We start from the raw sequence: 21,834 nt of genomic DNA, 5'->3' as shown, positions 1-21,834 counted from the left end.
GTGTTCCACGTGGAACACTCATGAATTTACTCACTTCTATCATCACCTCTTTGAGGATGTTCCACGTGGAACAAAAAAATCTTGTCTTCCGTCTCCTTTTACTTTGAATCGGTTAAAGGAAGTGGTAGTAACTCGGGTCATGAGTGCAATCATCGCCATAACCAATCAAAAAGGTGGGGTTGGTAAAACAACCACTGCTGTGAACCTTTCCAGTTACCTTGCTGGGTTCGGATATAAGGTTCTTCTCATAGACTTTGATCCACAGGGAAACGCTACGAGCGGACTTGGAGTAGAAGAGATTGAAGAGGGAAAAGACCTCTTTGATATGTTCTTTGGGCGGGTCACCCTTCAGCAGATTGTTCGTCCTACCGTTGTTCCCCTGCTGAGTGTGGCCCCCTCGTCGCGCGATCTCGTGGGGGTTGAGATTGAGCTTGGGAAGACGCCTGGTCGAGAGCTTATCTTAAAGAGTCAGATACAACTTCTGCACGAGGAGTACGATTTTATCCTGATAGATTGCCCGCCTTCATCTGGCCTCTTAAGTCTGAATGCTATGGGGGCTGCGGGGCAAGTGATGATACCGATGCAGGCTGAGTATTATGCGCTGGAAGGGCTCTCTGCGCTGCTCGAGACCATTTCCTTCGTGCAGGAAACATTCAATCCAGAGCTGAGCATCTTAGGCGTATTCGTTACGATGTATGATGGGAGAACCAACCTCTCAAAACAGGTGCTGGATGAAGTTACAGAACATTTCGGTGAATTAACATTTAAGACTCTCATTCCGCGCACTGTGCGTCTCTCTGAGTGCCCGAGTCACGGTTTGCCCATCTCGATGTATGAGCCAGAGGGTGTTGGCGCCAAGGGATACGAGAGTCTCGCAAAAGAGGTGGTGGTAAGGGTTCTTGGCGATCATGCCTCAGAGTCGCATGCCTCAGAGTCGCATGCCTCGGAATCGGGTTCTTTGGGGAGTAGCCTGTCGGGAAGGCAGGTGGCTAACCGCTAAGCAAACCCCTGCGGCGACTGACGGTTAGATTTTAAGGTTTTCCAGAGATATACATTCTCTTCTCCTCAAGAGGGCTCGCCTTAGAGGGAATGTTCCACGTGGAACAAGAGATGTGTTCAAATGAAAAAGATATCGGGATTGTTCCGAAAGGATAAGCAAGGAAGATTGTATGACTGGAAGCTCAAAGAAAAAGCGCGGACTTGGTCGGGGGCTTGGAGCTCTTATCTCTGCTCGACCAGTTCCGGTTGGAGACGACGCGTCCCGCGCTTTAGACAACCGTACGTTAAAAAGCGAACCGCCGGCTGCTGAGCAACGGAGATCGAGTAATGCGGGGCACGCTGCAGATGAAGCGGCAAGCGCTGACTCCCGAAAAAGGGGGCATGCTTCGGGACAAGTTGTAAACCTGGCTGCTCGCCAACAGGGAGATGCGGGACGCTCTGATGCTGGTGGTCCCGCTGTGCGGTTTGTTCCGATAAAGACCGTGTTCCCAAATCCTGACCAACCAAGAAAGCACTTTGAGGAGGCGGAGGTTCAGGAGCTCGTAAGCTCCATAAAAAATCATGGGGTGCTTCAGCCAATCCTCGTCCGACCGAGGCCTGAGGGATCTGGCGAGGAGTTACAAATCGTTGCTGGAGAGCGACGATGGCGCTCCGCAAATCGGGCAAAACTATCACATGTTCCTGTAATTATTAGAGATATTGATGATCGCGACTGCTTAGAAATATCACTTATAGAAAACGTGCAGCGTGCAAATCTGACCCCTTTAGAGGAGGCTCGAGGTTACCAAGAGCTCATCAGTCGGTTTCAGTTGACCCAAGCAGAGGTTGCAGAAAAGGTAGGAAAGGAACGAGCCTCAATCGCCAATATGGTACGAATCCTCCGACTTCCGGAATCGGTTCAAAAGCAGGTTGATCAGGGAGTGATCTCCGTTGGGCATGCCAAGGCTATTTTGACAGTTAAAGAACCAAAACTTCAGGTGGCACTTGCTGCAAAAGTTGTTGAAGAAGGGTTGAGTGTTCGTGAGCTTGAGAGAATCGTTACTCGAAAAGTATCTCTCAAGGGGGGTGCTTCTGGGATGCTGAAAGGCAAGCCTAGCGCAAGAAAAGCCAAGAAATATCAAGAGCTTATTGAGGAGTTGCAGCGTAAGCTCGCTTCACGGGTCACTGTTCGGGAAGGTTCAAAAGGGGATGGAAAGCTCGTTGTGGAGTTTTCTTCCTTTGAGGAATTTGAGCGTCTTGTGGAGCAAATTTGTTTTCCATCGCAATAGTCACTGGCCCCACTCCGGCGCTGTAACGCATCTCGAACCCGTTTTCGTCCGTTCTTCTTGCGCATCAAGGGGTGTCTAATACCTCGAATCGTTGCATTTGTTGCCATAAGCGGTTAGCGTGTAGTCCGTTTTCACCGAGCTGAAAAAGGCACTTAAGAGACTTTTTAATTATGGCTTTCTCGCGGTCACATTTACAGAAGGACAAGAAGAGTTTGAGTGCAAGTTCAAACCAAGATGTCGCTCATGGTGGAGCCTCTGATCGCGGTGCATCTGATCGCAGTGCATCTGATCGCAGTGCATCTGATCGCGGTGTCTCTGGTCGCGGTGCCTCTCACAAGCGTTCTGCGGAGAAGCCAGTTGTCAGCGGGAATACTCCGCATTCTTTCAGCGGGAATACTCCCGTGCAAAACGCGTTTCTTGGTGCTGGTTCTCAGGTGGTTGGAAATATCGTGTTTCACGGACCAGCAGTTCTCGGTGGAAAGCTTGAAGGCGAAGTGCGCGCTGAGCAACGGCTTGAGATTGGAGAGTCTGCCGTTGTAGATGCCAACATAGATGGCGTAGATGTTGTCGTACGAGGGGTTGTTCACGGTAATGTCACGGCAACAGCAAAACTTCAGCTTTATCGAACGGGAAGAATTCTTGGGGATGTTGCGTGTGGCGCCCTTCACGTTGAAGACGGAGCCGTGTTCGAGGGTACGTGTCGGATGCTTAATCGCTCACCAAAAGACCGTTCTTTAAGCGAGTCTGGTGAGGAAGGAAAAGTTGTAAAGCCAATTGGTAGTGGGCAGTCGGAACTTGCGGGGGCTGATCTTGGGAAGGGTGGCTCAACACAAGAGAGTTAATTTCTAGCAGAAGGGAAAAATTGTGATAGAAAACATTCTAGGAACGTTCGATCTTACCCTTGATGACGGCAAGATGATTCTTGTCGGCATAGCGGTGTTTTGGGCTTATTACAAAGTAGCGAGTGCGACATTGTTCACTCCTCTGCTCCGCCTCATTGAAGCCCGAGAGTCGGTTACTGAAGGCGCCAAGCAGGGGGCATCCCAGTTAGAAGAAGATGCATTGCGAATAGAGCAAGAGTACGAGGATGGATTGCTACACGCTCGCCAAACGGCTGTGGCATCGAAGTTAGGAAAGTTGGCAGCAGTATCAAAAGAGAGCTCGAGTATCGTTGCTGAGGCAGAGGCGAGCGCCAAGCAGCTCGTGGTCCGAGAGAGACAGGAGTTATCTGCCCTAGAAGATCGCCTTCGCTCCGAGCTTGAGGCTGATGTAGAGCCGCTTGCTGAGAGTCTCGTAGGGAAGCTGCTTTCCGGGCAGGGAGTTGCTGCTCAGTCGCTCTTGCTCGTTGTTGGACTGTCGCTTGTAAGTGCGAGCTTTCCCGAGCTAGCTCTTGCCGGAGGAGGTGCCGGTCATGTCCCATCAATAGCGGATACCTTTAGTTACTGGGTAAACTTTCTGCTTTTCGTCGGATTCATGGGCTTTATCCTGCGCAGACCTTTTTTGTCTTTCTGGTCAGGTCGGTCTGAAACCATAGAAAATGCGGTGAATGCAGGAAAGGAAGCAGCTCGGGTGGCTCAAGAGCGTCTGGAGCAAGCAAGAGAGCGTACCGCAGGACTAGCTGACGAGATTGCAGCTCTTGAGGCGAGAATATCAACTGAGAGTGAAGAGGAGTCCAAGCGGTTACTCAGCGAAGCGCGCCAACGGGCTGAGGCAATTAAAGTGAGGGCTCAAGAGGCAGCGCGGGCAGAGCGTCTGAACGTAGAGGTTCGTATTCGTGAGGAGCTCGCGAATCGAGTAGTTGAGCGAGCCGAACAGATTGCGCGCGAACGTCTCGATGCAGCGAGTGACCGCAGGTTGCGCGATGCGACGCTCTCAAGCGTCGACCAGTTGATTCAGTAGGAGATGAGGTAGTGAAAAGTATAGACGAAAAGATAGCTGCAAAATACGCGCGAGCCCTTTTTGAGTCGTTCGAGCTGGAACAGTTAGACAACGTGGAGAAAGCGCTTGAAAGCTTTTGTTCGGTATGGTCAGAAGCTGCTTCTGTTCGTGAAATCTTATTGAATCCAGCGGTGTTGGCATCTGAAAAGCGAACGGCGCTTCTTGAAATTGGCGAGCGAGTCGCTCAAGATGCAGGGGTTGAGCCGGCGGACAATTTTGCTCGCTTTCTTGTTGTGATTGACGAGAATTCAAGGCTTGCTGGGGTGAGTGAGATTGCAAAGTCGTTCTCTGCGCTCCTCAGACAACTTCGACAAGAACTCGATATTACTATTATCTCAGCACAGGAGCTGGATTCTGATGAGCAGTCCCGTATTGAGAAGACAGTCCGAAGCGCATCAACAGGACTTTCTCAAATAAAGTGGGAGGTCGATGCCTCTCTGATCGGAGGAGTAGTGGTGCGGTGTGGAGACCGAGAACTTGATGGTTCTGTATATGGTGCAATTCAGACAGCGCGCAGTGCGTTGCTTGGTTGAGGAAGATTTTAAGAGACGGGTGAGTTCCCGAAAGAGAGAAAGTTTTTACCGATAGGAGTGAGAAACAAAATGAGTGTAAGTGCGGAAGAAATTAGTCGGATTTTAAAAGAGCGTATACAGAGCTTTACCCCTACTCAGGATGTTGCTGAGACGGGGACTGTCATCTCTGTTTCAGACGGAGTTGCCTTTGTGCATGGGCTTCGTTCTGCCTCAATGGGAGAGCTGGTTGAGCTCGATGGCGGAGTGCAAGGGATTGTACTTAACCTCGAAGAGGACCGCGTTGGTGTGGTTCTTATGGGCGAAACTCGAAAGGTTGAAGAAGGATCAACGGTGAAGCGAACGCAGGAGATTGCAAGCGTTCCTGTTGGAGAAGCCCTCTTAGGCAGAGTTGTTGATGCGCTTGGAAATCCTATCGACGGCCTTGGTGATGCTGATTGTAAAGAGACTCGACGGATTGAGATAAAGGCACCAGGTATTGTTCAGAGAAAGTCCGTACATGAGCCACTCCAGACGGGGATTAAGTCAATCGATTCGATGACTCCCATTGGAAGAGGTCAACGGGAGCTTATTATCGGCGATAAGAAGACGGGAAAAACCGCCATCGCCCTTGATACCATCATCAATCAGAAAGACACCGGTGTTGTTTGTATTTATGTGGCAATTGGACAGAAGCGTTCCTCGGTAGTCCAAGTGGTCGAGAAGCTGCGCGAGCACGATGCGCTTAAGCACACCATCGTTGTCGCTGCAACTGCCTCTGAGCCGGCGCCACTCTCGTTTCTTGCACCGTACACTGGATGTGCAATTGGTGAGTACTTCATGGACAAGGGGCAACACGCATTGATCGTTTACGACGACCTTTCAAAGCATGCCGTGGCATACCGAGCAATGTCTCTCCTTCTTCGAAGACCTCCTGGGCGTGAAGCATACCCAGGAGATGTTTTCTATCTTCACTCCCGATTGCTCGAGCGAGCAGCAAAGTTGAGTGATGATCTTGGAGGAGGCTCACTGACAGCCCTACCCGTTATCGAAACGCAAGAAGGTGATGTATCGGCATATATCCCGACGAACGTTATTTCGATTACTGATGGTCAGATATTCCTTGAGACAGACCTTTTTAACTCTGGTGTTCGACCTGCGGTGAACGTGGGAATCTCCGTTTCTCGAGTTGGAGGAGCTGCTCAAATCAAGGCGATGAAAAAAGTTGCTGGAACATTGCGCCTCGACCTCGCCCAATACCGTGAGATGCAAGCCTTTGCTCAGTTCGGTTCAGACCTTGATGCAGCAACGCAAGCACAGCTTGCTCGTGGAGAGCGTCTAGTTGAGATCCTGAAACAAGATCAATACGAGCCGATGAACGTGATTGATCAGGTGATTTCCATTCTGGCTGTCAATATGGGTCATGTTGATGATCTCGAGGTAAGCCAGATTCGTTCCTTTGAAAAAGCCTTACATCAACATCTTCGTTCCAGTCATTCTCAGTTGTTGAACACGCTGAAGGAGAAAAAAGCGTTAGATGATGAAGTGACAACTCAGCTCGATGAAGTCTTTAGTGAGTTCGTGAAAGAGTTTAAGGCGGGAAGTCTAAGTGGTTCAAGCGACCATGGTAGCCTCAACGAATCAGGAGGAGAATCTGCCGTGGGAAAGTATCAGCCGGATAACGGCGCTGCAGCGGCGGTGTGATCCGGGGAGCCCAACGGAGAGAACGTCACGGAAGAGGATTCAAGCTCGTGGCTTTGAGATTCGGCAGCTTGTCGGGTCCAAGCAAGGAGTGAATGTACGGAGAGAGTGTGGCAAGTCTAAAAGATATTAAGAGACGGATTCGTTCCGTTCAGAATACAAAAAAGATTACCTATGCAATGAAGCTTGTCTCGGCAGCCAAGCTTCGTAAGGCACAGGATGCAGTGAATTCAGCGCGGGAATATACCGATTCTCTCAATCATCTTGTCTCACAAATTCTCTCAGTAACGACGATGGACGAGCTCTCTCATCCATTAATGGAGGAGCGCTCAGAAGTTCGCCGAGTTCGGCTTGTGGTCGTTGGAGCAGGTCGTGGGCTTTGTGGCGCTTTTAATGCAAACGTGAATAAGCAGATTGATAAGGCCCTCAAGGATCTTGGTCGTGACTATCCAGGGGCTGATATCGATACGTATGTATTGGGGAAAAAGCCTCGTGAGCATGTCGTCCGTAAGGGGATTGCATCAACGAAAATTATTGAAGAGCTCCCTGAAAGTGCGTTCGAGTGGCCAATTGACCAGGTATGCGAGGATCTTGAGGACGCATTCCTCTCAAATGAGGTCGATAGAGTGTACATACTCTTTATGCGATTTAAATCAGCAATGTCTCAAACCCCAACGCTTGAGCAGTTGTTGCCGATGACGGCGGTTGATGCAAATGAGAATGCCACCGAACAGGAAATACAAGGCGTTATTCTGTTTGAGCCATCTGCTTCCGAAGTTTTTCAATCCCTTGTTCCACGAATTCTGCGAACGCGAGTGCAGCAAGCAGCTCTCGATACGAAGGCCAGCGAACATGGGAGTCGGATGGTAGCGATGGATGCTGCCACGAAGAACGCTGGAGAACTCGGACGCTCACTGACGTTGACCCATAATAAACTGCGGCAGGGAGCTATAACTTCTGAATTACTTGATATTATTGGAGGCGCGGAAGCTCTAAACGAGTAGAAGCGAGAATGTAAAATTTTTAAGAGGACATAAAAGACCTTTAGGAGTGAATGAATGAACGAATCACATAGTGGCACAGGCCGAAAAGGAATAATTGTACAGATTCTTGGAGCGGTTATCGACGTTGAGTTTCCAAAAGAAGGGGGAATACCTTCCATTTACGATGCGCTTGTAACCACCAATCCAGCGATTGATGATAAAGAAAATAACCTTACGTTCGAAGTTGCTCAACATCTTGGAGATAACCGTCTCCGATGTATCGCGATGGACAGCACTGAAGGTCTGGTGCGTGGACAAGAAGTAATTGATACCGGTGCTCCAATATCGATACCAGTAGGTGAAAAGACCTTGGGACGTATTATCGATGTCATTGGTAGGCCAGTGGATGAGATGGGCCCAATCGAAACTGAGACACGTTGGCCAATTCACCGCGAAGCGCCTTCATACGAAGATCAATCGACCTCGAAAGAAATCTTTGAGACGGGAATTAAGGTAATCGATCTTCTCTGTCCATATCTCAAAGGAGGAAAGATCGGTCTCTTCGGAGGAGCAGGAGTCGGAAAAACCGTCGTTATTATGGAGCTCATTAATAACCTCGCAAAGGCGCATGGAGGATATTCATGTTTCGGCGGAGTTGGAGAGCGAACACGAGAAGGGAACGACCTCTGGCATGAGATGAAGGACTCTGGAGTTCTCGATAAGGCATGTCTGGTTTACGGGCAGATGAACGAGCCCCCTGGAGCTCGCTTCCGAGTTGGTCTCTCAGCCCTTACTGCCGCGGAGTACTTCCGTGATGAAGAGGGTCGAGATGTACTTCTTTTCGTAGACAACATCTTTCGATTCTTGCAGGCAGGCTCTGAGGTTTCTTCGTTACTTGGACGTATGCCAAGTGCTGTTGGATATCAGCCAACCCTTTCAACTGATATGGGTGAACTGCAAGAGCGTATTACGTCGACGAAGAAAGGTTCTATTACTTCAGTGCAGGCGGTATATGTCCCTGCAGACGACTTGACCGATCCAGCACCAGCAACAACCTTTGCACACCTCGATGCGCAAACGATCCTCTCAAGGGGTATCGCTGAAAAGGGTATCTATCCGGCTGTTGATCCGCTGGGTTCAACATCAACTATCCTTGAACCAGGAGTTGTTGGTGAGGAGCACTATGCGGTAGCGCGAAAAGTACAGATGACTCTTCAGCGATACAAAGATTTACAAGATATCATAGCGATTCTTGGAATTGATGAACTTTCTGAAGAGGATAAGCTGACAGTTGCGCGTGCAAGAAAAATTGAGCGTTTCTTGTCGCAACCGTTTTTTGTAGCTGAACAATTTACTGGAACTCCAGGAATCTACGTAAAGCTTGAAGACACCATTCGAAGTTTCAAAGAGATTGTTGATGGTCTTCATGACGATCTTCCAGAGCAGGCATTCCTCTATGTGGGAACTATTGAGGAAGCAAGGGAAAAGGCAGATAAGATGGCTTCATCCATAAAGAAGAAGGCCGCGTAACAAGAGAGGATTCCTAGCATATGAGTACTCAATATACCCTGAAGATCTGTACTCCACGGGGTACGTTTCTTGAAGAGCAGGTTCAAGAGGTAACGATCCCATCAGCAGATGGTGAGGTTGGAATTTTACCCAGGCATACGAGCTATACTGCCGTGCTCGGCACGGGAGTGATGGAGTATCTTGGGATCTCTTCTGATACGAGTCCGCGCCGAATTGTTGTCGCAAATGGTTTCATCCAATTTGAAGGAGATACCCTTCTTGTTCTGGCTGATAGCGTTGATACGTCAGATTCGGTGGACATTGATGGGTATAGCAGTGAGAGAGCAAGCCTACAGAAATTAATTGAGACAGAGAGGATAGACTCCGCTGAATGGGCACGAGCACGATCTGCTCTTGATCGTATTATGGCTATTGATGAGCTTGTTAGTAACTAGCTCACTATTTCGTTACCCTTTGATAACTCCTTTTTTACTTATCAGGGATGTCTTTCATAGAGACAGGCACTCACGGACTAAGTGAGTGCCCTTGCTGTATTTATCACGAGCAATTATCTCCTGACTGAATCTGCCGCCTTAAGCGCTATGTTCTTCCCATGGCTCTTGGCCCCCGTCTTTTGCAGTTTTTAATCGTTCTTCTTCGAAAAATAGCTCCCCCTTTCCTGCGTTCACAAAGGTGACAACAAATTTCGATCCTCTTTCGATTATCAGAGAGATACGCGCAGTGTTATTCAGCAGCCAGTCGGAAAAACTATATGACAAGTGACATCCTTCCTTTTCGTGCAAAAAACAATTTTTTAGCGAATTCCCCCGTAAATCCTCAAATTCAGGAAGTTGAGACATCGCCTCATTCCGGGAACATCGCAATAAGAAGCCCAAAAGAATTAGCGCTGTGTAGTATGCAAGAGGCGAGAGAGCTCGTGCCATATCATGATGCCGTTCGATGGAACATATTGCCTCTTGCAGTCGTCAGATGTGGCAACCGTCAAGTATTAACGGTAGCTGGAAGGGCTACCCATATTTGTGAAATCGAAAAGGCGATTCGATTTTTGACAGGGTGTGATGTCAACTTTATTACGAGTGGCGACGTAGAGTTGTCCGAGGCAACGTTTCTTGCCTATCGTAGTGATGTTTCTTCAGTTGAAGAGATTACATCTGCCCTAAAGGTGCAAGCAGCAGCTAAATCGAGTGTCGATGAGCAGGATAACAACCTTGCTCAGTCCTTAATACAAGCTGACGATACTCGTAGCCCCTCAATTCCAATTCTTGTGGCACGGATGCTCGAGCATGCTATCTCCCGGGAAGCATCTGATCTTGCGATAGAGCCTCTGGTAGACGGAGTGTGTCGGTGCACATTGCGCATTAATGGAATATTGAAGCGGATAGCTATCGAAGGGTATTCTTCAGATATTCATGAACAGGTGGTGAAGCGGACTCGGGTCCTTGGCGGACTCTCCTCCGTGGGGCAAGTACAAGAGCCATTAGACGGTGTTTTTTCAATTCCCCTTCCCTCTTCTCAGCGAGAGATTCGCTTTCACATCTTTCCAACCGTAGCAGGAGCAAAGCTTCACTTTCGGTTGCCTCAAATGAATGACGTTCCGCCCATTTCAGAGCTCGGTCTTAGTGCCAAAACCAGAAACTTCCTCGAATCAGTGCTTGAACGGGATAGGGGCGCAATACTGTTGTCAGGACCAACAGGGAGCGGTAAGAGCACGAGTGCCTACAGTATGCTCAATTATTTGCAGAAACAGTCGCGCTCAATTGTCTCACTAGAGGATCCAGTAGAGCGAGATATCATGGGTATATCACAGACCGATCTCTCGCGACTGAGTACGATTACCTATGCAAATGGAATCCGGCACATCTTACGGCAGGATCCGGATGCTCTCTTTATTGGAGAAATTCGAGACACTCCAAGCGCGAAAGCCGCCTTGGAAGCGGCGGCAAGTGGGCACTTTCTCATTACCTCTATTCATAGTAGCCGGGCTATTGATGCCCTAGAGCGACTTGCCCGGCTCAGTGAAGATAGGCAGCTTGTCGCTGAGGTGATGCAATTGGTAATCTGTCAACAATTAGTTCCAAGCCTATGCAAGAAATGTCGAGTAATCGATCTTCGGGCTTCGGATATCATGAGAGCTCCCGTTTACCAGGCAGTGGGATGTGCGGCTTGCGATCACAGTGGATATTCAGGAAGAACGTTAATTGAAGAGAGCCTCTATTTGACATCTGAATTACGAGAGAGATTTATCGCCGGTGGTATAGGTGAGAGTATGATTTCCGGCCGCAGATTCTTCCAAGGTCTTGATGAGTCAGTGCGTGAAGCGTTGTGTACAGGTTCTGTTGATGTGAGGCAGGTAAAAAGGATTATTGTTCTTCCCACCTGAGAGCTCAACCATATTCAAGAGTAATTTCGAACGGTATGAATGTTACAGGATAGAGAAACTACTTTTATTGCATTAAAGTAGAGGTCAGCGTGGCTGCCAAAATATGTAGGAAGTTCATATTGTTATATGTGATCAGAGCAACTTTGCTATTTTTTCATTGATAATAAGGATTTTTCCCTTAAGTTGGGATCATGTATGGGCTCATAAACAAAGCGATTCAAGGACTTATCACAGAGAAGTTTGGTCACGAGGTGTGGGATGATATTCGTACTCGCGCTGGATTGACTGTTGAGCCATTTCTTTCGATGGAGCAGTATCCAGACTCCATTACCTACGACCTCGTAGGGGCTGCTTCCGATGTGCTCGAACTTCCTGCTGAGCAAGTCCTTAATGAGTTCGGAATATTCTGGACCATGTTTACCGGAGCAGAGGGTTATAAAGATCTGATGGAGACTTCGGGGGAAACGTTCTCTGAATTTGTGGCGAATCTTGATCAACTACATGCGCGCGTAAAGCTCTTATTTCCTCACCTTGATCCTCCGAGTTTTCTTGTAACGGATCGTCAACCAACGAGTCTTAAGGTGCGGTATTTCTCTAATCGAGAAGGACTAAGTCCTTTAGTTGAAGGACTATTTCAGGGCCTAGCAAATCGTTTTGACATCTCTCTTTCTGTGCAACACGAGCACATAGTTGAGAATGGAACCAGCCATGATTTGTTTTCCCTCTCTTGGAAAGAAGCCTCAACCGAACAATCCAGACCAAACACCAAGATTGATGCGTGTACGCAAGGATGTGTCGCAAAGTAATAAGTGAAGAGAGAGATAGTCCTTTGCCGATTTTAAGTCATAATAATTTTCAGAAACTTTTCCCTTTTGCTTTTCAGATCGATTCTGAGCTCCAAGTGCACTATGTAGGGGATGGATGGAAAAAAGTTACCTCCTTGCTTTCAGTGGGCAGCGCTCTTGGTGACGTTTTTAAATTGAAGCGGCCCGTATTGCCCATGGTTTTTGAGGAGTTGGTCGCGCAGAGAGAAAATCTCTTTATATTAGAGCTGAATCAGCCTGTTCCATTTCTCGTACGGGGAAGTTTCTTTTTCCCCGACTCAGCACGAAATTCAGATTCACTGCTATTTATCGGAGAACCGTGGATAAGTAGCGTCAATGACCTGGAAACATCAGGAATGAGCCTCAATGATTTACCTCTGCATCACCCGATGGCAGATCTGCTGTTACTCCTTGAAACAGAGCGTACAAATTTAAAAGAAATGCGTGATTTGTCTGGGAAATTACACACTTCAAATGAAGAGCTTAAATCGAGGGAAGAGATATTAAAGGAGAAAATCAAAGAACAATTAGCACTTGAAGCACAACTCCGTCAGAGTCAAAAAATGGAGGCACTTGGACGACTTGCTGGTGGTATTGCTCATGATTTTAATAATCTTCTCTTTGCAATTAATGGTTATGCTGGACTTGCTCTGAATGCAGTAGAGGGCGGAAGCTCTGCCGCACGGTCCATCCAATGTATTCAGCAGGGAGCCGATAGAGCCGCAGCTCTTATTGAGCAGTTGCTGACATTTTCTCGCCAGACGAACCTTAACTCGGTGTCAATGAATCTCAGTAAGGAAATTCGGGAACTGACTTTTCTTCTACGACCACTTCTCAGAAACAATATCAGGCTTTCTCTTGCGGCATCAAAGCATGATTTTTTTTGTTGGATGGATAAGAACGCGCTACAGCAAATAATCATGAATGTTGTCATTAATGCCATGGATGCAATGCCTGAAGGCGGTGAGATTAGAGTATGGATTAAGTCTCCTGAGCAAATAGTAGCCTCTGGCCTAGCTCTCGATAGTTTTGTGGAGATAGGAATTCAAGATTCGGGAATGGGAATGGAGGATGATGTCCTATCAAAAGTATTTGAACCATTTTTCACTACAAAAGAAGTTGGTAAAGGGACTGGTCTTGGACTTTCTATGGTTCATAGTCTTGTAGGTCAGTGTGGTGGAATGATTGAAGTAGAGTCCAAGATCAATGAGGGTACAACCCTTCGTGTTTTTCTCCCTCGTGTTCAGCCTAAAGAAGAGCACTCTTCCTCACTTATCGATAACCTGTTAACAGAAGATGGTGCTGCTCCCATTCGAGTACTGCTCGTTGAGGATGATCCCCTTGTTCGTGGTATCCTTGTTCAAATGTTATCGAATGCCTCGTTCGAGGTTATTGCGCATAGCTGTCCTATTGCTGCATTAAGAGCATTGAGTGTTCATAAAAAGAAAGTTGATATCGTTGTGACTGATATTGTTATGCCAAAAATGAATGGCATAGAGATGGCCCGTCAGATATCAAATGGAAGCTCTATTCTCCCTACCCTTTTTATTACTGGGGATACAAAGGGTCTGTCATTAAACAAAGGAACACTGCCGCGATATAGCCGCCTTTTACGAAAGCCGTTCTCAGCGATTACGCTCATTCAAGAATTAAGACTATTGCTCAAGGAGTCCGTACCAGAGCAAAGAAAGCCAGGTAAGGAACAAAATAGCGGCAGCCCAATAGAGAAGAGCTCTCTTATGGGCGTCTGACTCTCAGATATCAAATGAAAACATAGTGAACATAAAAACGGAAAAGTTTTTTCGTGTATGCGTAATACTATGTGCTGCTCCCAATATACACTCGTGCCAGCCTTCGGAGGCTCTGTAGGAGGGCAGAGGAGGAGCTTTTAGGGTAAGAAGGGCTTTTAGAATAAGAATGGATTGAGTGCCACTGCTTTCTTGCCCTGAGACCGAGAGACTCTCATATGGGATCCAAAAAAATAAGCACAGGCTGGAAGATTAGCGAAAAGCAGCAGTCGGATATTGAGTGGTTGCTCGTAAAACTTCGATTTTTGTGCCCCATGAAAGAGCGGGTGTCTTCGGCTATAACAGCACCCCCTAACCCTGTGGAGTATGTTGACTCTACAGGCGTCATCTGGCTGGTCTATCGGCACCACATTTTCCCCAGCGACCTCCAGCTATGGATTCATTCAGAAGAGTATAAAACGATTCAATTCAGACAGCGAGGACGACTTATTGAGGAAAGCCACGATTTTTCATCGCTAACAGACCCAGCCCTCCTTGATGCAATCAGAAAGGCGGAAATGCATCTTCAGCAGATAATAAACAAAATAGCCATCTGATTCCACTGACATCTCCCGCGTAGTCCAGGAGAGATAGCATAAGAACACTTCAAATGCTGTCGCCCAAAAGTTCAGCAGGGTTTAGAGAGAGAATAAGTCTATGCTGAGCCATGTTGGTTCCTACTTTCATTCCGTTCATCGAATAGGTGTTTTTTAAGTATGGGAACTCGGCACGATTCTTTATAATAAAAACTGAACGAAGGACTAAAGACGAAAACTGGAGCACATGTCTCAATTACGACCAAATGTATGTATTCTACTCCTCAATAGAGAAGGAAAGCTCTTTTTAGGTGAGAGAGTTGACGAGTTCAATCACTGGCAATTCCCACAAGGAGGGGTTGAAGCGGGAGATTCTCCGGAAGAAGCAGTGATTCGTGAATTGCGTGAAGAGCTTGGCATCGGGGCAGAGAACCTGAGAATAATTCACCGGCTAAATTCAACATATTCATACGAATGGGATCAGAGTCGTTGGTATGGGGAGAGCGAATTTTCTGGTCAAAGCCAAACATTCTGGTTAGTTGAGTTCCTCGGTGAAGATTCAGACATCGATCTCCATACATCCGAACAAGAGTTTCATCAATGGCAGTGGATAGAGCCAGAAGATGCGATGAATACAGTGGCCGAGATACGACGCAGTGGCTACAAACATCCGTTGGAAGAACTACAAAAATATTTAAAGACAAAAGACAGCAGCAAGGGAGAATAGCCTCTTCTCTTTCAACTCGACCGTTTCGCGCAATACGCTTACTGAATATACAACTCATTATGAACGATAGAGAAAAAAGCCGATCTATCTGAGTAAGCTACCGAAATATCAGATATGTTTGCATGGAATGCTCTCTTAGAGGAGTAGGCATGCAGCAGAAATTTGACTAGTGATGCCTATTGATAAGACTAGTACCTGAGGCCGTGTTGAATGAAGCTTCGCAGTAGAGTTATTGCTCATTTGCGAACTTTTCATCGAGCACACGACGATAAGGGCAAAGCAGTATGGAGCATTTGAATCAAGAACCGCAGAGCATAGGAGAAATCCTAGATCAGCTCTTACCAGAGATTGATTTTAGGGTGCAGTCTGCTCCCTTATTTCAAGATATTTTTGAAGGAATGAGGGCGTATCAACAAGTACGCGATCAAGGGGAAAGCACTGCTGACTTTGTAGAGCGGTCGTCACATCTGCTAATGAAGTCAATACCTCTTCGGCAGGAAAAAGCTATTCTCCATTTGGAATCGGTGATCGGTGCTGGACATGATGGTGTCGTTCTTAAAGCTCAACTCGAGAATCTCGAGACTGATATCGTAACTCCTGTTGCGGCAAAATTAAGCAGACCTTTTCGAAAGATAAGAAATTATATAGAAAGTTCAGAAGACACATGTGAAGAGATCAGAGAAGCGGCTTCGCAACAGTATGCAGCTCTTACGGAGCTAGCAGTACATAGTCGACTAGATGAGCGCAATTGTTCCTATATTCCCATTCTTCTCTCGGCATCAGTTTTAGAAAGCTTTGATGCAACGGAGGATAGAATTACTCTCTGCGTAATGGAGTATATCGAAGGGAAGTCTTTTGATGAGCTTGCAATAGAGATTCAAGAAGGACTTGCTGATTTCAGAGTACTACGCCCTGCCCTCGATGGAATGATTCGAGCCGTAAGACAGATGAACGAGAGTGGGGTCTGTGTCTGGGATGTAAATCCAACGAATATTCTAATACGAACCGATGATCACGTGTTCGATGATTCTCAAGTTGCATTTATCGACTTTAGTCATTCTTATATTTCAGGGGCCCTCGATTTTTATCGTAAGCATGAGTTTGAGTGGTATCCCGAAATTCGAGAGAATAATGCAAAAAATAAACAAGATATGAATCAACGAGCCATTAGAGCACTCGGTGAGAGTTGGTTTACCGTATCAAAAGATATTGTTCGAGCGAGACAAGACAGAGGACACCAAGCGAAGCTTCTGGAGTCACTTGCTGCTTCTATGCGAGATGGCAAGCAGCCCTCCCTCAATATGATTTCTTCGTTCCTTGATCTGATATTTGACGCTAATAATTGAAACAATATAAGCATACGTGTTGAGGTAAATGTTCCAGTCACTATCCATTTAGCGGGGGCGTACCCTGAGCTTGTTAAGCGCCTACAATGCAGACGTAGGGAGAAGCCATTCTAGAAGAGGTTTACGATATCTTCGAGAGTGTCTGTTGCGGAGTATGAGTACAGATGTATTCGTATCCGAGAAGAAAGAAAGTCGGAGGTTGTTGCAGATATATTCGCTTGTTCAGGAAGTAGATTAGATAGTTCCTCCTGGAGAGCAGTCCGTATTCCGTAGTCTATCCTTGCTGTTGTTGCACGCGTCGTATCAGAAGTAAGAGCTATTCTTCCCTGCTCATCAATTGCCTCTGCTAAAGAATTCACTCCAAGCTCATACGAGGGTCTAGAGGTAAGCACGTACAGCTTTCCTCCGCCATATCGAATGAGAAGTTCCGCATCGGTTTTTTCTTTAATAACATCCGCGATTTTTCTAAAGAGGTTTCCAAACTGCGAAAAACCAAATGCTTTGGTAAATGCGCCACCGGCTGTCAGATCGATTTCAATCAAAGAGAATGATTCATTTTCTTGAATCATTCTGTCGATAAACGTTTGAATGGAGCAGTCTTTGCCCACCTCATATCGAATGACACCTTCTCCAAGTTCTCTATCACTATAGACAATCGTGTTAAGGTCGCGGGTTAATTGATCCGCGTTGTTCTTCTGTGTTCCTAGTTTGGAAAGGATCTCTTTATATTTGTCTAGGATATTTACGGTCTGATTCACTTCTTCCGTGGTTGCACTCTCTGTCTCTCTATGATTTTCGCGCCGATCATGCCACGTAGCATGCGGTGTTCTCTCTTCAGCTGGAGCTATTCCCTTTTTGATCTCTGTAGAGCGTTGCTCGGCATGATTTGCTAGGGCTCTAATCGAGTGTGGAGTTAGCGGACTATCTGTTGTTACATGACCGCTTGCAAGAGAGAGTACTCGTCGAAATTTGTTGCTGAGCGATTGAATCAACTTTAGCTCGTCTGCTCGGCGTTGTTGAGAGACTTGAAGTGCTAAGGTTCCTGCCCTTTTTAGGCGAGATAGTGGACCTTCAACTTTTTTATCTGAGGGCTTTATATCGAATTTTGATTCTAGGTATGTAGAGAATCCACGCACTGAATATGGCTTTCCAGTTTCTTGACTCTCTTGGCTATACTCTCGTTGCAACAGATACATATCTTCGCGAAGGAGTGCTGTATGCTCGGCTGCTTGGACTCGCTTGTCGTGGCTTGGAAAGTGCTCTTCACGGGCTTTATTCCAGGCACGTTCAAACGTCTTATAGTTTTTCCCTTGGTCAGCACGGCTGACAATGAATATCTCATCAAATCCAGGGGCATTTGCAAGCCAAGGAGAGCCTTCATAGGCTTCCTCTAGAAGCTTTCGAGTTTTAGATATAAGTTCATCAACATCTTTTTCCAGACCACAAGAGTTAGCAATATTAACACAGGCAAGGTCTATAAAAGTTGCTTCTATCGGTTCTCCATTGAGTTGTTTTTGAAGTGAGTTGAGACGGTCTCTATCATACATGCTAGAAACTGGAAGATTCATCAACGGATGGCAGTTCTCTGCTGGAGATTGAGGGACCCTAGGGAGTGGAGTTTCCAAAAGACTGCCTTGAGTCTCTTCAGCGTGCGAGACTGAGTGCGGAATGTTCGATGACGGGTTCATAAATGGCGACTTCTGTTCGTTTTCTGAGAGATTTTGCTGTTACGTACTGTGTAGATAGGATACGAGAACGATGACGGTAAGCAAAAATTTCTGAGGCCCGAGGTTTGGTTCGCAGAAAATGACAACATCTTGAAAATAATAAAGAAAAACCAGATACAATCCTTCAATCTTAAGGCAACTCTATAGTATGCTAGCAATCTCAAGTGAATGGAGTTTTGTCAGCAGTGAGTATTGCAACCCTTCAAAAGCCTCAAAAGAGAGTTAAAATTCGGGCCCAAAATGAGGCAATCGCAAGCGAGATCGCCTACACATTTTCCCTGAGTCCCTTAACAAGCCGAATTCTCTCGGCGCGTGGATTTATCCCGGATGATAGTTTGAAAAATTATCTCGTTCCAACTCTTCGGAGTGGTCTCCCGGATCCATCAAGCTTGTTGAATCTCGATCGGGCTGTGGAGAAGATCTGTGACATAAAAGCGAAGAAAGAGAGTATTGCTATCGCATGTGACTTTGATGTGGATGGACTCTCTGGTGGTGCTCTTGTTCATGATTTCTTTCGGAAGGCAGGCATTAAATCTCAGGTATATGTCCCGAATCGATTTACGGAGGGATATGGCCTTAATCCACGAATTATTCGAGAAGCATCGGCGAGTGGCCACAAGTGCCTACTGACGATTGATTTTGGAACAACAAATGAAAAGGAGCTTTTGTTAGCAAAAGAGCTCGGGCTAACAACACTCGTTGTTGATCACCATCACGTTCAAACTCTGCCACCAGCCGATGTCTTTGTGAATCCACAGCAGGCTGGGTGTGGATTTGCGGAAGGGACCTTAGCCGCAGCTGGCTTAGCGTGGTACCTCATTCTTGGACTAAGCAAGGCGTTAGAAGGAAAAGCGGAGTTGCACCCGAAAGAGTTTCTTGATCTCGCTTGTCTTGGAACCATCTGCGATATGGTCCCGCTTCGTGGTGCAAATCGAATTATTGCTCGACGAGGACTTGAGAGCCTGGAGGGTACAAAGCGACCTGGGCTTATCGCTTTAAAGAACGTATGCGGAGTAGGAAGCGGCTCTGTATCGTGCTCGCATGTATCATTCGGAATTGGCCCAAGATTGAATGCGGCCGGACGAATGGTAAGTGGAGAGCTAGTGATTGAACTACTTACAACGAGCAACTCGGGAAAGGCTGAGAAACTCGCAAAGCGACTTAATCGATTGAATCAGGAGAGACAGGCAACAGAGGAGCGGGTGAAGCAAAAAGCGCTGCGGCAGCTCTCTGAGAGAAGCACCACCGGTAATGGGCTAGTCGTATGGGATAAAGAGTTTCATACCGGAGTAATCGGAATTGTAGCTCAGCGCTTAGTCGAGCAGTTTTATCGACCCTCTGCCGTAATGGGTTTTGACCAAGGACACTTCAAGGGCTCAGTTCGCGGAATCCGTGGAGTGAGCGTGATTGAGCTTCTTTCCTCGCTTTCCTCGTATCTCGTTCAATTTGGAGGACATGAGGGCGCGGGTGGATTTTCACTGCAGGTTGACGCAGAAGAAGAGTTTGCGAATGCCTTTGATCAGAAGTGTGCAGAGATGCTTGAGGGGATTGAGAAAGAGCCGAGTGTTGAAGCCGATACGGAGGCACAACTTGCTGAGATTACCCCGGCAATCGTGCGTGAATTAAAACGGTTTGAGCCACTCGGAGTCGGAAATCCAGGACCTCAGCTTTTAGTGCGGGGACTGGAGGTTCGTGCGGTAAAGGTTTTAAAGGAATCACATCTGAAGGTTACGCTTGGTGATGGAAATAATGCTATTTCTGGAATGATGTGGAGAACCCCGGAGCACTCTGCGCTTCGCGTTGGAAATCGGGTTGATGTTGTCGGTAAAGCCGATCTGAATACATTTTTTGGACAAACGGAACTCCAAATGAATCTCCAAGCAGTCGAAGAGTCGACGAGCAAGTAGAAAGAGTATGAGAACTATTGAACGTATCGCTGTTATCTTCTTTATCGCTGGATTAACTTGGTGGCTAGAGGCGCGGTATCGCGTAATTCAAGGAACGAACGCTGAGCTACATATCCGTATTGAGCGTCTCATGGCGCAGAACGCGCGCTTACATCGAGAAAATCGAGCCCTCAATGAGGAAAACAAATTAGAGAATGATACGATTGCCGAAGCTCCAATCTCTCATTCGGCAGTGAATGTATCAGAATTTGTTGGCGATGCTCGTAACATTGAGGAGCAATACGTTGAACCCATTGATGAAGAGCGGGAGCGAGCTATTCAAACAGCAGAGATGCAAACGGCTGCTATTAGTAGATTGCTAACTCTTAATGATGCAGAAAAGGATTCTCTATTTGAAATGTATCGAGCTGCACAGTTGTCAGACGAACCGTATGCTTCACTTGAATCGATTTTAGGTGAACAGCGAGCCAACTTTATCAGAGAGGAAAAGCGGAAAGCATTTTCTCGCTCTGAGATAGAAGAAGTGGAGCGCGATGCGTTCTATTTTTCAAAAAAGCTTGGCTTAAATGAAGATCAAGAACTAGAAGTATTGGATGCACTCACTGATATTCAAAGTCAATTACGAGAAGAGCGGAAAAGCGTAAGCTCATTGCCGATGCGTGACCGGATGCAGTTCATGCTTCGTGAAGCACAGCTGCACCGTAGAATTCTTATGCAAAGGATGCAGAGCATCTTAACGCAAGCTCAGCTTGCTCAATATATTCAGTATGATAGTGAGTCAAGTGCGGCTGATATGGAGATGTGGCACAGTCCGCCAGAAAGCGAACAAGGAGTTGATTGATGGGAAGTCGGAGTATCAGAGGAAAGCACATACTGTTGGTCGGTATCGTGTCGGTTGTGACTTTTGGAGTAATCATTACCAGTCACGAATCAATGCTCGGTAATCCACCGTCTGGCAGTTTTTCTCCAGAGCAACATGCCGCTGAGATGACATATCAAGATCCAGACTTAGAGCGACTACGTCAAGCTACTCGCGTTCGACCCAAAGAGCGAATTGTTTGGATGAGTCTTGCAGAGGAGCTCTTAAGAAAAGCTTCGAAAAATGTGATATCTCGGCAAGAGGCATCTCTAGAAGCAATCGGAGCTCTACGAGAGGTCTTAAATTTAAACGCCAAAGATTCCCAAGCCCTTCTTTTGATGGCTGATATTTCATTTGAAATGCAAGCCTTTACCAAGGCGACTGAATTTTACGAACAATATCTTCAAGAAAAGCCTGACGATGATTTCATTCGTTCTCGTTATGCCAGCAGTCTTACCTTTACTGGCAGGGCTCAAGAGGCAGAAAAGATTCTACGGGAAGTCATCGAAAGAAATCCCAATGCATTTCAACCGCGGGCATTTCTTGCGTTTGCCTTTGCGGAGCAGGGACGAACAGAAGAGATGAATAAGGCTGGTGAGGAGGCTTTAGCGCTTGCTTCCGATGAGCAAGCAAGAGTTATGCTGACAAGTTTTCTTGAAAAGATGCGAGGCAAACAGGCGCCATCAGATGCCTCAATGCCTCGGGCAAGTTCTGTAGAGACAAAAATTGCCTCTCCGCAGCCTCCTAACGCTGAGGAGAGTTCTTCCGCCTTAAAAATTATGAACTTTCTCTCCAAAAATCCGGTAGCAGGTC

The 21,834-nt window shown here is 46.8% G+C and carries 20 protein-coding genes; 18 read left to right on the top strand and 2 right to left on the bottom strand.

Annotated features, from left to right (window positions below):
• Positions 1-139 precede the first annotated feature (139 nt).
• From EBR25_08785 to EBR25_08745, 9 genes are all read left to right on the top strand, one after another.
• Positions 140-1,000 (top strand): ParA family protein, encoded by an 861-nt coding sequence (locus EBR25_08785; GenBank protein ID NBW41085.1) that lies wholly within the window; start codon positions 140-142, stop codon positions 998-1,000.
• Between the two features lie 169 nt (positions 1,001-1,169).
• Positions 1,170-2,267, top strand: coding sequence for a ParB/RepB/Spo0J family partition protein (locus tag EBR25_08780; GenBank protein NBW41084.1), 1,098 nt, complete (start codon positions 1,170-1,172; stop codon positions 2,265-2,267).
• A 170-nt stretch (positions 2,268-2,437) separates the two neighbouring features.
• On the top strand, positions 2,438-3,109 hold the full coding sequence (locus EBR25_08775) for a hypothetical protein (protein ID NBW41083.1): 672 nt from the start codon (positions 2,438-2,440) through the stop codon (positions 3,107-3,109).
• A gap of 22 nt (positions 3,110-3,131) precedes the next feature.
• The gene (locus EBR25_08770; protein NBW41082.1) at positions 3,132-4,166 is read left to right on the top strand and encodes a hypothetical protein; all 1,035 of its coding nucleotides are present in this window, start codon (positions 3,132-3,134) and stop codon (positions 4,164-4,166) included.
• A gap of 11 nt (positions 4,167-4,177) precedes the next feature.
• The gene (gene atpH, locus EBR25_08765; GenBank protein NBW41081.1) at positions 4,178-4,738 is read left to right on the top strand and encodes an ATP synthase F1 subunit delta; all 561 of its coding nucleotides are present in this window, start codon (positions 4,178-4,180) and stop codon (positions 4,736-4,738) included.
• A gap of 69 nt (positions 4,739-4,807) precedes the next feature.
• Positions 4,808-6,418 (top strand): F0F1 ATP synthase subunit alpha, encoded by a 1,611-nt coding sequence (locus tag EBR25_08760; GenBank protein NBW41080.1) that lies wholly within the window; start codon positions 4,808-4,810, stop codon positions 6,416-6,418.
• Positions 6,419-6,510: 92 nt separating this feature from the next.
• Complete coding sequence (gene atpG / locus EBR25_08755) at positions 6,511-7,419, top strand: ATP synthase F1 subunit gamma (GenBank protein NBW41079.1); 909 nt, start codon at positions 6,511-6,513, stop codon at positions 7,417-7,419.
• Between the two features lie 54 nt (positions 7,420-7,473).
• Positions 7,474-8,928 (top strand): F0F1 ATP synthase subunit beta, encoded by a 1,455-nt coding sequence (gene atpD / locus EBR25_08750; GenBank protein ID NBW41078.1) that lies wholly within the window; start codon positions 7,474-7,476, stop codon positions 8,926-8,928.
• Between the two features lie 20 nt (positions 8,929-8,948).
• Positions 8,949-9,362: a F0F1 ATP synthase subunit epsilon gene (locus EBR25_08745; GenBank protein ID NBW41077.1), complete on the top strand. Its 414-nt coding sequence runs from the start codon at positions 8,949-8,951 to the stop codon at positions 9,360-9,362.
• A gap of 138 nt (positions 9,363-9,500) precedes the next feature.
• Here EBR25_08745 and EBR25_08740 read toward each other — a convergent pair whose 3' ends face one another.
• Complete coding sequence (locus EBR25_08740) at positions 9,501-9,686, bottom strand: hypothetical protein (GenBank protein ID NBW41076.1); 186 nt, start codon at positions 9,684-9,686, stop codon at positions 9,501-9,503.
• Here EBR25_08740 and EBR25_08735 point away from each other — a divergent pair.
• From EBR25_08735 to EBR25_08710, 6 genes are all read left to right on the top strand, one after another.
• Positions 9,680-11,308 carry a hypothetical protein gene (locus EBR25_08735; GenBank protein ID NBW41075.1) on the top strand — a complete coding sequence of 543 codons (1,629 nt, stop codon included), beginning with the start codon at positions 9,680-9,682 and terminating at the stop codon, positions 11,306-11,308. The genes EBR25_08740 and EBR25_08735 overlap by 7 nt on opposite strands.
• Positions 11,309-11,499: 191 nt before the next feature.
• Entirely contained in the window at positions 11,500-12,114 is a 615-nt protein-coding gene (locus tag EBR25_08730) for a heme NO-binding protein (protein ID NBW41074.1), read from the top strand.
• A complete protein-coding gene (locus tag EBR25_08725) occupies positions 12,099-13,883 on the top strand; it encodes a response regulator (GenBank protein ID NBW41073.1) in 1,785 nt (594 codons plus the stop codon). The genes EBR25_08730 and EBR25_08725 overlap by 16 nt, the downstream gene beginning before the upstream one ends.
• A 215-nt stretch (positions 13,884-14,098) precedes the next feature.
• Complete coding sequence (locus EBR25_08720; protein NBW41072.1) at positions 14,099-14,476, top strand: hypothetical protein; 378 nt, start codon at positions 14,099-14,101, stop codon at positions 14,474-14,476.
• Between the two features lie 226 nt (positions 14,477-14,702).
• Positions 14,703-15,182, top strand: coding sequence for an NUDIX domain-containing protein (locus tag EBR25_08715; protein ID NBW41071.1), 480 nt, complete (start codon positions 14,703-14,705; stop codon positions 15,180-15,182).
• Between the two features lie 284 nt (positions 15,183-15,466).
• Positions 15,467-16,528, top strand: coding sequence for a hypothetical protein (locus tag EBR25_08710; protein ID NBW41070.1), 1,062 nt, complete (start codon positions 15,467-15,469; stop codon positions 16,526-16,528).
• A gap of 110 nt (positions 16,529-16,638) precedes the next feature.
• Here the strand turns inward: EBR25_08710 and EBR25_08705 are convergent, their stop codons facing one another.
• Positions 16,639-18,216, bottom strand: coding sequence for a hypothetical protein (locus EBR25_08705; protein ID NBW41069.1), 1,578 nt, complete (start codon positions 18,214-18,216; stop codon positions 16,639-16,641).
• A gap of 203 nt (positions 18,217-18,419) precedes the next feature.
• Between EBR25_08705 and recJ the strand changes: the two genes are divergently transcribed.
• The 3 genes from recJ to EBR25_08690 form a co-directional block, all read left to right on the top strand.
• Positions 18,420-20,162 carry a single-stranded-DNA-specific exonuclease RecJ gene (gene recJ / locus EBR25_08700; GenBank protein ID NBW41068.1) on the top strand — a complete coding sequence of 581 codons (1,743 nt, stop codon included), beginning with the start codon at positions 18,420-18,422 and terminating at the stop codon, positions 20,160-20,162.
• A gap of 7 nt (positions 20,163-20,169) precedes the next feature.
• Complete coding sequence (locus EBR25_08695) at positions 20,170-21,003, top strand: hypothetical protein (GenBank protein NBW41067.1); 834 nt, start codon at positions 20,170-20,172, stop codon at positions 21,001-21,003.
• Positions 21,003-21,834: hypothetical protein (locus tag EBR25_08690; protein NBW41066.1), on the top strand; the 832-nt coding region annotated here is incomplete at its 3' end. The genes EBR25_08695 and EBR25_08690, both read left to right, overlap by 1 nt.

This window comes from bacterium (assembly GCA_009926305.1).
Lineage (GTDB): Bacteria > Bdellovibrionota_C > UBA2361 > UBA2361 > RFPC01 > RFPC01.
This window is presented reverse-complemented; position numbering and strand designations above follow the sequence as displayed.

Coding starts and splice junctions, on each gene's coding strand:
- EBR25_08785 (NBW41085.1), top strand. CDS start 140: ATGAGTGCAATCATCGCCATAACCAATCAAAAAGGTGGGGTTGGTAAA.
- EBR25_08780 (NBW41084.1), top strand. CDS start 1,170: ATGACTGGAAGCTCAAAGAAAAAGCGCGGACTTGGTCGGGGGCTTGGA.
- EBR25_08775 (NBW41083.1), top strand. CDS start 2,438: ATGGCTTTCTCGCGGTCACATTTACAGAAGGACAAGAAGAGTTTGAGT.
- EBR25_08760 (NBW41080.1), top strand. CDS start 4,808: ATGAGTGTAAGTGCGGAAGAAATTAGTCGGATTTTAAAAGAGCGTATA.
- atpG (NBW41079.1), top strand. CDS start 6,511: ATGTACGGAGAGAGTGTGGCAAGTCTAAAAGATATTAAGAGACGGATT.
- atpD (NBW41078.1), top strand. CDS start 7,474: ATGAACGAATCACATAGTGGCACAGGCCGAAAAGGAATAATTGTACAG.
- EBR25_08745 (NBW41077.1), top strand. CDS start 8,949: ATGAGTACTCAATATACCCTGAAGATCTGTACTCCACGGGGTACGTTT.
- EBR25_08735 (NBW41075.1), top strand. CDS start 9,680: ATGACAAGTGACATCCTTCCTTTTCGTGCAAAAAACAATTTTTTAGCG.
- EBR25_08730 (NBW41074.1), top strand. CDS start 11,500: ATGTATGGGCTCATAAACAAAGCGATTCAAGGACTTATCACAGAGAAG.
- EBR25_08725 (NBW41073.1), top strand. CDS start 12,099: ATGTGTCGCAAAGTAATAAGTGAAGAGAGAGATAGTCCTTTGCCGATT.
- EBR25_08720 (NBW41072.1), top strand. CDS start 14,099: ATGGGATCCAAAAAAATAAGCACAGGCTGGAAGATTAGCGAAAAGCAG.
- EBR25_08715 (NBW41071.1), top strand. CDS start 14,703: ATGTCTCAATTACGACCAAATGTATGTATTCTACTCCTCAATAGAGAA.
- EBR25_08710 (NBW41070.1), top strand. CDS start 15,467: ATGGAGCATTTGAATCAAGAACCGCAGAGCATAGGAGAAATCCTAGAT.
- EBR25_08705 (NBW41069.1), bottom strand. CDS start 18,216: ATGAACCCGTCATCGAACATTCCGCACTCAGTCTCGCACGCTGAAGAG.
- EBR25_08695 (NBW41067.1), top strand. CDS start 20,170: ATGAGAACTATTGAACGTATCGCTGTTATCTTCTTTATCGCTGGATTA.